Here is a 14,929-nt window from a genome sequence, read left to right on the forward strand (position 1 = left end):
CTGTTCACCGCCCTGCTGCTGTCGCTGCCCGGCTCGCCGATCCTCTACTACGGCGACGAGATCGGCATGGGCGACAACATCTGGCTCGGCGACCGGGACGCCGTACGCACCCCGATGCAGTGGACACCCGACCGGAATTCGGGCTTCTCGTCCTGCGATCCGGGACGGCTGTTCCTGCCGACCATCATGGACCCCGTCTACGGCTACCAGGTCACCAACGTCGAGGCGTCGATGGCCGACCCGTCCTCGCTGCTGCACTGGACCCGCAGGATGATCGAGATCCGCAAGCAGAACCCGGCCTTCGGCCTCGGGTCGTTCACGGAACTCCCGTCCTCCAACCCGGCGGTGCTGGCATTCCTCCGGGAGTACGGCGACGACCTGGTGTTGTGCGTGAACAACTTCTCCCGGTTCGCGCAGCCCACCGAGCTCGATCTGCGGGCCTTCGACGGGCGTCATCCCGTGGAGCTCATCGGCGGGGTGCGCTTCCCGGCCATCGGTGAGCTGCCGTACCTGCTGACCCTCGCCGGCCACGGCTTCTACTGGTTCCGGCTCACCCGAGTCGCATCCCGCATCGGCCGCCGTCCTCTGGCGTGAGGCGAGGAAAGGACGCGTCACCATGGCGAAGACCGCATCGCTCCGCCCCAGACCCAGCGTCGCCGCCGGGCCCATGGCCTCGCTCGCCGGGCTGCTGCGCGAGTGGTTGCCGAGGCAGCGCTGGTTCGCGGGCAAGGACCGGCCCGTCACGGACCTCGGTCTGCTGTCCATGACGGAGCTGTTCCCCGGCTGTCTGCATCTGCTGGTGCACACCGGTCAGAGCGGCCTGCCCGCGCCCAGCGGTGCCGCGCCCGCCGGTGACTGCTACCAGCTGCTGCTCGGCGTGCGCCGACACGCTTCGCCAAGGCTCGGACGGGCCCTGATCGGCAGGGCGGAGGAGGGTCCGCTGGCCGGTCTGACGGTGTACGACGCACTGCAGGATCCCCGTTCGGCGCAACTGCTCCTGGAGCGGCTGCGGCAGCCCGGTGCGGCGGGTCCGCTGCGCTTCGAGGCCGATCCGTCCGTGCATGTGCCGGCCGGGCTGGTGCCGCGGGTGCTGGAGGCCGAGCAGTCCAACTCCTCGCTGGTGTACGGCGACGAGTTCATCCTGAAGGTGTTCCGGCGCGTGCAGCCCGGCGTCAACCCCGACCTGGAGGTGCCGGGCGCCCTGGCCGGTCAGGGCTGCGGCCGGGTGCCGGCGCCGGTGGCATGGTTCCGTACGACGCATCCGCAGGAGGCGACGCTCGGTGTGCTGCAGCCGTTCCTGCCCGATGCCTCCGACGGCTGGGCGCTGGCCCTGCAGGCGCTCGCCGCCGGCGACGAGTTCACCGTGCAGGCCCGCGAGCTGGGCCGGGCGACCGCGGAGGTGCATCTCGCGCTGGCGGCCGCCTTCCCGGCCGGGGCACACGACGAGAGCGTGCGGACGGCGGCGGCCATGACCGAGCGCCTGGACGCCGCGGCCCACTGTGTGCCGGCGCTGCGCCCGTACGTGCCGCGGCTGCGCACCGCCTTCGGCGCCCTCGTCGCCTGCGATCCGGGGCCGCCCGCCCAGCGCATCCACGGCGACCTGCACCTGGGTCAGGTGCTGCGGGCCGGCCGGGACTGGTTCGTCATCGACTTCGAGGGCGAGCCGTCCCGCCCGCTCGCCGAGCGGCGCAGCACCCAGTCCCCGGTGCGGGACATCGCGGGCATGCTGCGCTCCTTCGACTACGCCGCCCGCCAGCGCCGCCCGTGGCGCCCGGAGTGGGCGCGCCGCTGCCGCGAGGCCTACTGCGCGGGCTATGCCGAGCGGGCCGGCTGGGACCCGCGCAAGAAGCACGGACTGCTGCGTGCCTATGAGACCGATCGAGCCGTGTACGAGGTCCTGTACGAAGCCCGGCACCGGCCGGACTGGCTCCCCGTACCGATGGCGGCGATCGAGCGTCTCGCCGTAAGAGGAGGCTGAACCCGTGGCCCTGCGTGACACCTCGCTCCCCGAGCCGTCCGGACCGCTCACCACCGGATGCGCGAGCGCGCCTGCCCTGGATCCCGGCGAACGAGAACGCCTGCTCACCGGCCGGCACCACGACCCGCACGCGCTGCTGGGCGCCCATCCGGTCCCGGGCGGCATCGTCTTCCGGGCGCTGCGGCCCTACGCCCGCGCGGTGAGCGTCGTCGTCGACGGCAAGCGGCGCCCGCTGGCCTCGGAGGGCGACGGCCTGTTCTCCGGAGTGCTGCCCCTCGACGCGATCCCCGAGTACACGCTGGTGGTGCGGTACGCGGACGGTGAGCACGAGACGGCCGACCCCTACCGTTTCCTGCCCGCCCTCGGTGAGCTGGACCTGCATCTCATCCGCGAGGGCCGGCACGAGCAGCTGTGGAAGGCGCTCGGCTCCGAGCCCATGGAACACGAGGGCGTGACGGGCACCCGGTTCACCGTGTGGGCCCCGAACGCCCAGGGCGTCCGGGTCGCCGGGGACTTCACCTGCTGGGACGGAACAGCTCTGCCGATGCGGTCCCTGGGCGCCTCGGGGGTGTGGGAGCTGTTCGTGCCCGGCATCGGCGAGGGCGCGCTGTACAAGTTCGAGATCACCTCCCGCTACGGCGGCCGTTTCCTCAAGGCCGACCCCATGGCGCGCTACGCGCAGGTCCCGCCGGACACGGCGTCGATCGTGCACGCCTCGCACTACGAGTGGGGCGACGACGAGTGGATGGCACACCGCGGTGACCTTCCGGTGCACGAGGCGCCCTTCTCGGTGTACGAGATCCATCTGCCCTCCTGGCGGCACGGGCTGACCTATCGCCAACTCGCCGAGCAGCTGCCGCCGTACGTGAGCGATCTCGGGTTCACCCACGTCGAGTTCATGCCGGTCGCCCAGCACCCCTTCGCCGGTTCCTGGGGCTACCAGGTCACCGGCTTCTATGCGCCGATGTCGCGGCTGGGTACGCCCGACGACTTCAAGTACCTGATCGACGCCCTGCACCGGGCCGGCATCGGCGTGATCATGGACTGGGTGCCCGCCCACTTCCCCAAGGACGACTGGGCCCTGGCGCGGTTCGACGGGGATCCGCTGTACGAACCGGGGGACTCGCGGCGGGCCGAGCACCCGGACTGGGGGACCTACGAGTTCGACTTCGGGCGTATCGAGGTGCGCAACTTCCTGGTGGCGAACGCTGTTTACTGGTGCGAAGAGTTCCACATCGACGGTCTGCGGGTGGACGCCGTGGCCTCCATGCTCTACCTGGACTACTCGCGCGACTCGGGCCAGTGGACGCCGAACGTGCACGGAGGGCGGGAGGACCTGGACGCGATGGCGTTCCTGCAGGAGATGAACGCGACCGTGTACCGGCGAGCACCCGGCGTGGTGACCATCGCGGAGGAGTCCACGGCGTGGGACGGGGTCACCCGCCCCACCGACAGCGGCGGGCTGGGCTTCGGCCTGAAGTGGAACATGGGCTGGATGCACGACTCCCTCGGCTATATGGAGCACGAGCCGGTGCACCGCAAGTACCACCACAACGAGATGACCTTCTCGATGGTGTACGCCTACAGCGAGAACTACATCCTGCCCATCTCGCACGACGAAGTGGTGCACGGCAAGCAGGCGCTGGTGTCGAAGATGCCGGGCGACTGGTGGCAGCGACGCGCCAACCACCGGGCGTACCTGGGGTTCATGTGGGCCCACCCGGGCAAGCAGCTCCTGTTCATGGGGCAGGAGTTCGCCCAGGGTTCCGAATGGTCCCAGGAGCACGGGCCGGACTGGTGGCTGGTGGACCCCGGCTACGGCGCCGAGCCCGACCATCGCGGGGTCCGCGACCTGGTGCGCGACCTCAACGCCGTCTACCGCCGCAGCCCTGCGCTGTGGCAGCAGGACACCCGGCCCTGCGGCTTCCAGTGGGTGATGGGGGACGCCGCCGAGGACAACGTCTTCGCTTTCCTGCGGTTCGCCACCGACGGCAGCCCGCTCCTCGCGGTCTCCCACTTCTCCCCCGTGGTGCGCCACGACTACCGCCTCTGGGCTCCCGACGAGGTGCCCGCCTGGCGGGAGATCCTCAACACCGACGCCATGCGCTACGGCGGCAGCGACGTCACCAACCCCGACGACGTCAAGGTGGAGGAGGGAAGGATCACGCTCACCCTGCCGCCGCTCGCCACGATCTGGCTGACTCCGTTGCTGTGACCGGCCAGGCGGGGTACTCGGTGCTCGTCCCAGCCGCAGCCCGGCCAGAGAAAGGCGGCCTCACGTGCGCACCGTCGGAGTGGAGGAGGAGCTCCTCCTGGTGGACCCGGAGACGGGCGAGCCCAAGGCGTTGTCCGCCGCGGTGCTCGCCCGTGCGGCGCGGGACGACGCCTGCGAGGGCGTGTTCGAGAAAGAGCTGTACAACCAGATGCTGGAGTTCAACACGCATCCCCAGTCCGACATGGCGGACCTGAACGCGGAGATCGTGCGCTGTCGCCGGGAGGCCGCCCGGCACGCCGGGGAGATCGGGTGCACGGTGGCCGCGCTCGCCACCTCGCCCCTGCCCGTCAGCCCCACCGTCACCAGGGGAAGCCGCTACCAGTGGATGGAGGAGCAGTACGGCATCGCCGTACAGCAGCAGCTCGTGCTCGGCTGTCACGTCCATGTCTCCGTCGACTCCGACGAGGAGGGCGTCGCGGTCCTCGACCGCATCCGGCCCTGGCTGTCGGTGATCTCCGCGCTCAGCGCCAACTCCCCGTTCTGGCAGGGCAGGGACACCCGCTACAACAGCTATCGCAGCCGGGTGTGGCAGCGCTGGCCGTCGGCCGGACCCACCGAGGTCTTCGGCTCGGCCGAGCACTACCACGGGCGGGTGGCGGACATGGTCGCGAGCGGGGTGATCCTCGACGAGGGGATGATCTACTTCGACGCACGTCTGTCCCGGCAGTACCCGACGGTCGAGGTCCGGGTCGCGGACGTCTGCCTGCACGCCGGCACGGCCGCCCTCGTCGCCACGCTCACCCGGGGTCTCGTGGAGACCGCCGCCCGGGAGTGGTGGGACGGCCACCCTCCCCTCGACCACAGCGTCAGCCTGCTCCGGCTGGCCGCCTGGCAGGCCGCGCGCTCCGGTCTCACCGACGAGCTGCTGCATCCCGTGACCATGCGGCGGCAGCCCGCCGAGAGCGTGGTGGGGGCGCTGCTGGAACACATCGGCGGGGCGCTCGCCGACAGCGGCGACCTGGAGCGTGCCCGCGAGACCTGCGTCCGGCTGCTCAAGGGCGGCACAGGAGCGCAGGTTCAGCGTGAACTCCTGGCGCGCAAAGGCAATCTGCGGGAGGTCGTCACTGGCTGCGTGCGCCACACCCAGGCCTGATCATCACGGATCCGCAACTTCGCAGGTTCCGGTCACCATCCGCACCCACCTGGGCTAGATTCGAGCACCGTCGACAACGGAACTCGTCGGCATGGTCACCCTCCGTACAGCTCAGGAGCAGCGCATGCGCGACTTCGCCCTCGCTCCCCCCACCGTCTCGCCCCTGACCGGCGGACTGGCCGACACCATTTTCGAGACGGCAGCTCACCACCCCACCCTGCCCATGCTCGCGCGCCGCCCCGCCCCGTCCTCCACCACGTGGGAGGAACTGACCGCCGTGGAGGTGCGGGACGAGGTGGTGGATCTGGCCAAGGGGCTGGTCGCGTCCGGGATTTCGCCGGGCCACCGCATCGCGATCATGGCGCGCACCCGGTACGAGTGGACGGTACTCAGCCACGCCCTGTGGGCGGTCGGTGCCGAGGTCGTGCCGATCTATCCGACCTCCTCGCGCGACCAGGTGGAGTGGGTCCTGCGGGACGCCGGCTGCGTGGCCGTGGTGGTGGAGGACGAACAGGCGGTGATGACGGTCGGCTCCGTGTGCGGGGCGCTGCCGCAGCTGCGCCACGTCTGGCAGTTGGACGCGGGGGCGCTGGGCGACCTGCGGGAGCGCGGCAGGTTCATCCCGCTCGCCACGGTCGACTCGCTGCGCCGCATCGTGCTGCCGGACTCCACGGCCGCCATCTGCTACACCTCCGGCACCACGGGCCGGGCCCTGGGCTGCGCGCTCAGCCACCGCAACCTGGCAAGCGCCTGCGACACGCTGCTGACGGGCTGGGGCCACACCGTGATCCCGCCGGGCGAGCGGCAGGCCTCGGTGCTCGCCTTCCTGCCCTTCTCGCACGTCTACGGCCTTCTGGTGCAAACCCTGTGCATTCGCGGCGGCATGGTGATGGCACACGAGCCCGACATGAGCGAGGAAGCGCTCTCGGCATCCCTGCTCTCCTTCCGCCCCACCTATCTGTGCGCGGTTCCCTCGCTCCTGGAGAAGATCTACAAGAACTTCCTGCGCGTCGCCCAGGAGGCGGGCCGCGGCGCGCTGTTCGAGCGGGCCGCGGACACGGCACGCGACTTCGCCGCGGCACTGGAACGGCAGCGGCTGGGCGGCGGTTCGGGGCCCGGTTTCGATCTGCGGCTGCAACACGCCCTGTTCGAGCGGACGGTGTACCGCAAGCTGCGCGCCGCGGTCGGCGGCCGGGTGATGCGGGCGACGTCCGGCGGCTCGCCCCTCAGCCGCGAACTGACCCTCTTCTACGAGGGCATCGGCATCTATGTGAACGACGGCTACGGCCTGACGGAGGCCGCCGGCGGCGTCACCGCGCAGCCGCTGGGCCGGGAGATGTCGGGCACCGTCGGGCAGGCGCTGCCGGGCAACGAGATCGCCGTGGCCGAGGACGGCGAGATCCTGGTCCGCGGTCCCTCGGTGTTCCAGGGCTACATCAACGCCGAGGCGGCGACGCGGGCCGTCCTGCGCGGCGGCTGGCTGGCCACCGGCGACCTCGGACGGATCGACGCGCAGGGCTATCTGACGATCACCGGCCGCAAGAAGGACATCATCGTCACCAGCAGCGGCAAGAACGTCGCCCCCGCCGCCCTGGAGCAGCGGTTGAGGATGCATCCGCTGATCCACCAGGCGGTCGTCGTCGGCGACAACCGGCCCTGTGTGGGGGCGCTGATCACCCTGGATCCGAAGTTCCTGGCGTACTGGCGCGGTTCCCTGTCGCTGCAGAGCGACATGCCGAGCCGGGAGGCCCGCGAGGAGAACGCGCTGCGGGAGGAGATCGGGCGCGCCGTGGCGGCGGCCAACAGTGCCGTGTCGCGCTCGGAGTCGATCCGGGTCTTCCGGGTGCTGCCGGAGCAGTTCGACATGTCCAACGGGCTGATGACGCCGTCCATGAAACTGCGCCGGGACGCGATCGTGCGGCACTACGCGTTCGAGATCGACGCAATGTACCAGGCACGCACCCGCGCTCCCCGGCAGACCGTGCCGGACGAACTGTCGAGCTGGGACGAGGCCGACAACGTGTTCCGCTGACCGCGCCGAACACAATCTCGCCACTTCCTGTGCAGCACGTGATCCAAAAGGTTCACTCCTGACCGGTGCGTTTCCGCACGCAGACGGGCATGGTGGTGCTCGACGCGTTCGTCTGCCTGCCGCACCCAGCTGGCGGAACGGCTGGGGCCGCGGTGGGATCGATGTGGTGCAAGCAGCGATCCAGGGCATGCGAAGGGCGTTGGATGCAGACCGCCTGGAGCCGCAGAGAGGGATGAACACCGTGACACGACCCAGGATCCTGGTGGTTGGCGCAGGTTTCGCCGGCGTGGAGTGCGTACGCCGGCTGGAGCGGAAACTCGCGCCCGACGAAGCGGACGTCACCCTGGTGACGCCGTTCGCCTACCAGCTCTATCTGCCGCTGCTGCCCCAGGTCGCCTCCGGCGTGCTGACGCCCCAGTCGATCGCCGTCTCGCTGCGGCGCAGCAAGAAGTACCGCACCCGGATCATTCCGGGCGGAGCCATCGGCGTCGACCTGAAGGCCAAGGTCTGCGTCATCCGCACCATCACCGACCGGATCGTCAACGAGCCGTACGACTACATCGTGCTGGCCACCGGCAGCGTCACCCGCACCTTCGACATTCCGGGTCTGACCGAGCACGCCTTCGGTATGAAGACCCTCGCCGAGGCCGCGTACATCCGCGATCACGTCATCGCCCAGCTCGACCTGGCCGACGCCAGCGACGATCCGGCGGAGCGGGCCTCGCGGCTGCAGTTCGTGGTGGTCGGCGGCGGCTACGCCGGCACCGAGACCGCCGCCTGTCTGCAGAAGCTCACGCACGCCGCGGTCAAGCGCTACCCGCGCATCGATCCGGCGCTGATCAAGTGGCATCTGATCGACATCGCCCCGAAGCTGATGCCCGAACTGGGCGACAAGCTCGGCCGCAGCGCCCAGGAGATCCTCAAGCGGCGCGGCATCGACGTCTCGCTGGGTGTCTCCATCGCCAAGGCGGGCCCCGAGGAGGTCACCTTCACCGACGGCCGGGTGATCCCCACCCGCACCCTGATCTGGACCGCCGGTGTCGTCGCGAGCCCGCTCATCGCCACGCTCGACGCGGAGACGGTACGGGGGCGGCTCGCCGTCAACGCCGAGATGAACCTGCCCGGCCACGACGGCGTGTTCGCGCTGGGCGACTCCGGCGCGGTGCCGGACAAGGCCAAGGACGACGAGTCGGCGATCTGCCCGCCGACCGCGCAGCACGCCATGCGGCAGGGCAAGCACGTCGCGGACAACGTCATCGCGACCCTGCGCGGCAAACCCCTGACGCCGTACGTCCACAAGGACCTCGGCCTGGTGGTCGACCTCGGCGGCACGGACGCCGTCTCCAAGCCGCTCGGCATCGAACTGCGCGGCCTGCCCGCCCAGGTGGCCGCCCGCGGCTACCACTGGATGGCTCTGCGCACCAACGTCGCCAAGGTCCGCGTGGCGACGAACTGGACGCTCAACGCCGTGGCCGGAGACGATTTCGTCCGCACCGGCTTCCAGGCCCGCAAACCCGCCACTCTGAAGGACTTCGAGTTCACCAACGCCTATATGACGCCGGAACAGGTGCGGGCCCATGTCGAGGAGACGGTCGGCAAGGAGACATGAGCCGGTGCGCGTGCCCCGGTCACGTCGTGCGATGCTGAGATCCGGATCATGACGTGAAGCGGGAGTGAGTACGGCGGCGTGAGGGCAGCGGAAGGGTCGGTCCGGGCACGGCTGCGCGATCTCGTCGCGGCCTCCGATCCCGGGTTGCTCCGGCTGGCCGCGGGCCTGAGAACGGTGGGCGCCATCGCCCTCACGCTGGCCGTGCTCTCCCTGCTCGGCGCCGACGTGCGCCATCTGGTGGCGGGCGCCATCGCGGCGATGGTCTCCACCTTCGCCATCCGGGAGAAGCAGCGCGGCCCGCAGGCCGTCACCCTCGCGCTGGGCCTTCCGGTCGCGCTGGCCTCCGTGTCACTGGGTGCGGTCCTGCACACCCGGGTGGTGGGCGGTGACCTCTTCTTCGTCGCGCTCATCTTCTGCGCCGTCTATGCCCGCCGCTTCGGCGACCGCGGCACCGCGCTCGGGCTGATCGGCTTCCAGGTCTACTTCATGTCCCTGTTCGTCGGCGCCACCGTGCCGACGCTGCCGCAGCTGTGGGCGGTCATCGCCGTCGCCTTCGCCTCCAGCGCCGTGGTGCGCTTCGCGCTCGTACCGGAGACGCCCGCGGGCATCCTGCAGCGGCTGCGGGAGGCCTTCCGCGCCCGGCTGGCGCAACTGGTCACCGCGCACCTCGCCCTCCTCGACGCCGGGCCGGACGAGATCGGCAAGGCACTTCAGGACGTACGCGACGGCACCGCCCGCCTCAACGAGACGGCCATGATGATCCAGGGGCGGCTGGAGGAGGGCACCGCCGACGAGGCCGTGGCCCGGCTCGTGCAGCGCCGCATCGCCGACGCCGAGATCGCCGCCGAACGCCTCGGACTGCTGCTGCTGACCGCCCGCAGCGCCGAGCGGGCGGACACACTGACCCTGCACCTGCCGGGCGCGCCCGTCCCGCCGGGCGGCCGGCTGCCCGTACAGGACGAGTCGACCGCGATCCTGCGCCGCGACCTGGAGGCGCTGCGCCTGCTGGTGCTGCGGCCCGTCTCCGAGGACCTGGGAACCGGCCTGGCCCAGCTGCGCAACCGGCTCCTCGGCTACCGCGACGAGGAGAACCTGCCGAAGGCCTCCCCCGCCGTCCAGGACGTCTTCCGCGGTGTCGGTGAGGCCGCCCGCGCGGTGCTCGGGCTGCGGATCGCGCTCGGCGACCCGCAGGACGACGCGGACGACACCCCGTCGACGGCCCGCTCGCGCGAGGAACTGGACGCGGAGGACGCGGCGATCGACGCGGGCGAGGAGGCCGCCGAGGAGGCGCCGAGGGGTCTGAAGCGGCCCACCACGCGCGCTGCCGTGCAGGTCGCGGTGGGATCGGCGCTGGCGATCGTCGGCGGTGAGTTCCTCTCCAGCCAGCGCTGGTACTGGGCGGTGCTGACCTGCTGGATCGTGTTCATCAACACCGCCTCGACCGGCGAGATCCTGGTCAAGGGCTACCGGCGGCTGCTGGGCACGGTGCTCGGCGTGGTGGCCGGTCTGCTGCTCGCGGCGCTGGTCGGGCACCACACCTGGACGGCGTTCGCGCTGGTGCTGCTGTGCGTGTTCGCGATGTTCTACACCGCCCCGCTGTCCTACACGCTGATGTCCTTCTTCGTCACCGCGGCGCTGGGCGTGCTGTACACCCTGCTGCACACCTACAGCCTGTCGGTGCTGGTGCTGCGGGTGGAGGAGACGGCGCTCGGGGCGGCCTGCGGGATCATCGCGGCGGCGTTCGTCCTGCCGGTGCACACCGACCGCCGTACCGACGACCTCCTGGTCACCACCCTGGAGCGGCTCGCCGACGTCACCGAGGCCGCCGTCGACCAGCTCAGCGGCGGGGACCCGGCCGAGCTCCTCGACAAGGCGCGCGACCTGGACCAGGCGCTGGCCGACCTGCGCACCGCCACCCAGCCGCTCACCCACCCGGTCACTCCGCTGCGGGCCCGGCGCAACACCGCCCGATACGTGGTGGCCCTGCTGGAGACCTGCGCGTACCACGCGCGTTCGCTGGCCGCGATGGCCGAGCTGTTGCCGACGCACCCCTCGATCGCTGCGGATCCGCGGTTGCGGCGGGCCGGCAAGCGCATCCTCGGCAACATCGGGGCGATCGCCGCCCGAGTCGCGGACGAGCGGGCCGCCGTCGAGGTCGAGACAGGGGCGAGCATCGCCTCCCTCCTGGAGGCCGACCTGCCCGGCGGCTCACGCTACGGCCGCATCACCGACCGGGTGCTACGGCATCTGCAGCGCCTCGACGAGGCGGTGGTGGGCCTCGCCCGGCCGCTGAAGGTGCCAGTGGCTACGCCGAAGCGGTGAGCGCGCCCCGCCCTCAGAAGTCGGTGGACAGACCGCTCACCTCGGCAATGCCGCGCAGCTCCTCGTCCTGGCGGTGCCGTTCCCGGATGTAGTCGGCGATCTCACCCAGCCGCACCGGGTCCGAGGCGGTGTCCGCATCGGTGATCACCCTGATCGGGCCGGTCCCCTCGAGGTCGATCTCGACGACCTCGTTGTCGAGCCGGCCGGTCACGGCGGCGGCGATGACCAGGGCGGCCTCGTCACGGACCTCCTGGGACAGCCCCTCCCCTTGGTCCTCGCCGAGCGCGAAGTCCACGGAAGGCATGCGCTGTTCCTCGAGCGCCCGCAGGACCGGTTCGACCACACCCAGCAGCTGCCGGAAGTCCTCCGTGTCCATCCGGGTGCGCAGGAGACCGAGGTAGAGGTCGACGGGCCGGTGCTCCGGTGGAAACTCGGATTCGTTCATCCGATTCGTGTTCCCCGTGTGGCGCGTGTCAGACCCTCTGCCAGCGAGCCAGCGCGAACGAGAACAGCCCGAACAGGGCGAGACCGGCTGCGACACAGGCGAGCAGCGACGGCCCGAGCGGAGTGTGGGCGAACGAGCGCAGCGTGTCGTCGAGCCCCTTCGCCCGCTTCGGGTCGTAGTCGACCGCGGCGCGCAAAGCGAAGGTTCCCGCGGCGGCGAACACCAGCCCGCGCGCCGCGCCGCCCGCCACGCCGGTGACATCCACCAGCCGTCGCGTCCATGTCGACATCTCACCCAGCTTGAGCTCCTCGCGGTAGTCACGCCGCACGGCCTGGACACCCATCCACACGCCCGCCACGACGACGCCGGCCCCTGCCGCGCCCACGAGCCACTGCCCTCCGGGCAGGTCGAGGACCCTGGCTGTGACGTCGCGGGACTGCACGTCACTCGACCGGCTGCCACCGCCGCCCGGGCCCGCCGCGAACGTCAGCACCGAGTAGGCGACCACCGCGTAGAAAACGCAGCGGGCGACCGCGAGCAGCCGCTTTCGTGGCGTACGGCCGTCCGGGCCGACCGAGCCGAACACGGCCTCCGACAACCGCCACACCGCCATGCCGGCCAGCCCGAGACCCAGCGCCCACAGCAGCACGGTGCCGAACGGCTGCCCGGCCAGGGTGGCGAGGGCGCCACCGCGGTCCGCCTGCCGGCTGCCGTCCCCGAACGCGATCTGCAGCGCCAGGACGCCGACCAGGAGGTAGTTGGCGCCGCGGGCGGCGAGCCCCGCCCGGGCGGCGCCCTCGGTCACCGAGCCGCGCGCCGCCCGCTCGGCCTCGAGCCTGCTCGTCCGCGCCATGGCACTGGAATTCACGGTCGCCTCCCGGACTCCGCAGGGCAGGTGTGCTTCTCGATGACCGGGCCGCCCTCCGCCCGGCCGGCGACCTGGACGTCGCCCCTGCGCGGTGTCACCGGATTCCGATCTCCGGCGCCGCCGATCGCGGCGGGGGTGCGGCCGCGAGCAGCCGGTGTGCCGCTTCCAGGGCCCGTGCCACGTTGCGTGTGCCGGTCGACACGCACAGGGTGTAGGCCAGGTCCTGGGCCCGTGGGCCGGCCCCGCCGCCGCGCTCGGCCTCCTCGGCCAGCGCGGTCTCGTACTCCTCGACAAGCCTGCGCAGGACGGCAGGATGAGGGATCAGCATCGGTCCTCCTCCTCGCTGCGGGCCGCTCAAGCCGCGGCCGCCCGCCCGTTGCCGGCCGCCTGCCCCAGCGCCTCGGCCCGCACCCGGGCGCAGCTGCGGCTGATGAGGCGGGAGACATGCATCTGGGAGATGCCGAACCGGTCGGCGATCCGGCTCTGTGTCATGTCCTCGAAGTAGCGCATGTAGAGGATGGCGCGGTCACGTTCGGGCAGACGCCGCAGGCCTTCCTTGGCGGCTTCGCGGTCGATCACGACGTCGTACGCGGAGTCCGCCGCGCCGAGGGTGTCGGCGAGGCTGTAGCCGTCCTCGTCGCCCGCGAGTTCGGCGTCCAGCGAAAGGGTGCTGAAGCTGTCGAGGGCTTCCAGGCCGGAGTTGACCTCGTCCTCGGTGAGCCCGGTGTGGGCGGCGATGTCGGCGGCGGAGGGTTCGGGAGTGCCCGGGGTCTGGGTCAGCTCACGGCGGGCCACCCGTACCTTGTTGCGGAGTTCCTGGATCCGGCGGGGCACCCTGAGGGCCCACATCCGGTCCCGGAAGTGGCGCTTGACCTCGCCGGTGATGGTGGGCACGGCATAGCTCTCGAACGCGCCCCGCTCGGGGGCATACCGGTCGATCGCCTTGACCAGGCCGAGTGCCGCGACCTGGCGGAGGTCCTCGATGGACTCGCCGCGGTCGCGGAACCGGCCGGCGATGCGGTGGGCCATGGGCAGCCAGGCCGTGACGAGTTCGTCGCGGACCGCCTCCCGCTCGGGGCCGTCCTCCAAGGTGACGAGACGGGCGAAAAGGTCCGCCGTGTCGGGGGCGTCGTCGTGCCGCCGCCGGGTGGGGGCGGTCGTCCGGGCCTGCTTGCCGGAAGTGCTGGTCGACATGTCGATAAGCATGCGGATTCGCTCCTGAACGAGGGGGTTTCAGGGACTTACCGCGGGAAGGCCGACGCCCGGACCGACTGGAGGGTCCAGGGCAGCCATGTCGCTCCCGCTGGCGCGCCTCCGGTCCGAAGCACGAACATCCGTATGCCCGGCGGTCGAGGGAACAAACACGGCCGCGTCCTGGGGGTTTTCAGTGGAAGGGGACCACGGCCGTGATGCACTTGCCGCCGGCCGGCAGTTCCGACACGCGCACGTCGCGGGCCAGCCGGCACACGATGGGCCAGCCGTGGCCGCCGACGCGGTGCCGTCGCCGTGGATCCGTGGGCAGGCTGGTCACCGGCAGCCGGTCGCTGCGGTCACTCACCGAGACGCGCACGCCCGATCCCAGGACGTCGACGCGGAAGTCCGTGACGCCACCGCCGTGCAGGATGGCGTTGGTCGTCAGCTCGGTGGCGACGAGGAGGGCGTCCCCGAGGGCTTCCTCGTCGCAATGGGTGTGGGTGGCCCTGCAGCGTTCCGTGACCGCCCGCTCGACCGCCCTGCGCGCCTCGGCGGGCCTGCACGAACACGGCGGTCCGGTCCGCTGCGCGCCCGGCCGCCCGAGGGCGGATTCGGTCCCGTGCTCCTCGCACATCGCTGGCTCCCCTGATCGGTGAAGAACCGGCCTCCTTGAGCGGGGGAGGGAAGCCGGACCCTGCCTCGCCCGCGGCCGCCGCAGTCCGGGCAAGCGCCTCTCGGACACGGCTCTCCCCCGCCCGTTCGCAGCGATTCCGCCTCCTGCTGCGCGGGCGCCGCAGGTCTCCTTGTTCGGCTCACCTGCGCAGGCCCGGCCAAACCTCCCGGCGGAAAGTACGTGCCCGGGCCATCGGGGGGTACGCGGATGTCATGACCGATGTCGTGGACTCAGACGAACTGCTGCGGCGCATCCGGCGTGCGCGGGCCTGCGCGCAGGAGGAGAAGCGCCGGTGGCGGGAGCGGGACGAAGGCCTGCGGGCGGACGAGCCCGAGGCTGCTCGCGAGGCCGCCGTACGGACGCTGGCCTATGAAGCCGTCCTCAGGGTGCTGGACGAGATCCTGACCCCGGGCAAAGCCGGCGGACAGGGCTGAGGACGG

Annotated in this window: 13 protein-coding genes; 8 read left to right on the forward strand and 5 right to left on the reverse strand. The window is 71.4% G+C overall.

Features of this window, described 5'->3' with window-relative positions; all coding sequences use genetic code 11:
* The 7 genes from ACWC1K_RS07730 to ACWC1K_RS07760 form a co-directional block, all read left to right on the forward strand.
* Positions 1-594, forward strand: a 594-nt coding sequence (locus ACWC1K_RS07730; RefSeq protein ID WP_450829349.1) for an alpha-glucosidase C-terminal domain-containing protein, incomplete at its 5' end; no start/stop codon positions are given.
* A 22-nt stretch (positions 595-616) separates the two neighbouring features.
* On the forward strand, positions 617-1,978 hold the full coding sequence (locus tag ACWC1K_RS07735; RefSeq protein ID WP_450829350.1) for a maltokinase N-terminal cap-like domain-containing protein: 1,362 nt from the start codon (positions 617-619) through the stop codon (positions 1,976-1,978).
* 4 nt (positions 1,979-1,982) lie between these two features.
* Positions 1,983-4,193: a 1,4-alpha-glucan branching enzyme gene (gene glgB / locus ACWC1K_RS07740; RefSeq protein ID WP_450829351.1), complete on the forward strand. Its 2,211-nt coding sequence runs from the start codon at positions 1,983-1,985 to the stop codon at positions 4,191-4,193.
* 64 nt (positions 4,194-4,257) lie between these two features.
* Positions 4,258-5,346 carry a glutamate--cysteine ligase 2 gene (locus tag ACWC1K_RS07745; protein ID WP_450829352.1) on the forward strand — a complete coding sequence of 363 codons (1,089 nt, stop codon included), beginning with the start codon at positions 4,258-4,260 and terminating at the stop codon, positions 5,344-5,346.
* A 124-nt stretch (positions 5,347-5,470) separates the two neighbouring features.
* Entirely contained in the window at positions 5,471-7,378 is a 1,908-nt protein-coding gene (locus ACWC1K_RS07750) for an AMP-dependent synthetase/ligase (RefSeq protein WP_450829353.1), read from the forward strand.
* Between the two features lie 232 nt (positions 7,379-7,610).
* A complete protein-coding gene (locus ACWC1K_RS07755) occupies positions 7,611-8,987 on the forward strand; it encodes an NAD(P)/FAD-dependent oxidoreductase (protein WP_450829354.1) in 1,377 nt (458 codons plus the stop codon).
* Between the two features lie 78 nt (positions 8,988-9,065).
* Positions 9,066-11,309, forward strand: coding sequence for an FUSC family protein (locus ACWC1K_RS07760; protein WP_450829355.1), 2,244 nt, complete (start codon positions 9,066-9,068; stop codon positions 11,307-11,309).
* A 13-nt stretch (positions 11,310-11,322) separates the two neighbouring features.
* Here ACWC1K_RS07760 and ACWC1K_RS07765 read toward each other — a convergent pair whose 3' ends face one another.
* The 5 genes from ACWC1K_RS07765 to ACWC1K_RS07785 form a co-directional block, all read right to left on the reverse strand.
* On the reverse strand, positions 11,323-11,754 hold the full coding sequence (locus tag ACWC1K_RS07765; protein WP_450829356.1) for a hypothetical protein: 432 nt from the start codon (positions 11,752-11,754) through the stop codon (positions 11,323-11,325).
* Between the two features lie 28 nt (positions 11,755-11,782).
* Positions 11,783-12,622, reverse strand: a complete 840-nt coding sequence (locus ACWC1K_RS07770; protein ID WP_450829357.1) for a DUF1206 domain-containing protein — start codon at positions 12,620-12,622, stop codon at positions 11,783-11,785.
* Between the two features lie 94 nt (positions 12,623-12,716).
* On the reverse strand, positions 12,717-12,950 hold the full coding sequence (locus ACWC1K_RS07775) for a DUF5133 domain-containing protein (protein WP_450829358.1): 234 nt from the start codon (positions 12,948-12,950) through the stop codon (positions 12,717-12,719).
* Positions 12,951-12,976: 26 nt separating this feature from the next.
* Positions 12,977-13,828 carry a SigB/SigF/SigG family RNA polymerase sigma factor gene (locus ACWC1K_RS07780; protein ID WP_450829359.1) on the reverse strand — a complete coding sequence of 284 codons (852 nt, stop codon included), beginning with the start codon at positions 13,826-13,828 and terminating at the stop codon, positions 12,977-12,979.
* Positions 13,829-14,006: 178 nt separating this feature from the next.
* Positions 14,007-14,450: an ATP-binding protein gene (locus tag ACWC1K_RS07785; RefSeq protein WP_450829360.1), complete on the reverse strand. Its 444-nt coding sequence runs from the start codon at positions 14,448-14,450 to the stop codon at positions 14,007-14,009.
* Positions 14,451-14,701: 251 nt separating this feature from the next.
* Between ACWC1K_RS07785 and ACWC1K_RS07790 the strand changes: the two genes are divergently transcribed.
* Positions 14,702-14,923 (forward strand): hypothetical protein, encoded by a 222-nt coding sequence (locus ACWC1K_RS07790; protein WP_450829361.1) that lies wholly within the window; start codon positions 14,702-14,704, stop codon positions 14,921-14,923.
* Positions 14,924-14,929: the final 6 nt, after the last annotated feature.

It is taken from the genome of Streptomyces sp. NPDC001492, assembly GCF_053597275.1.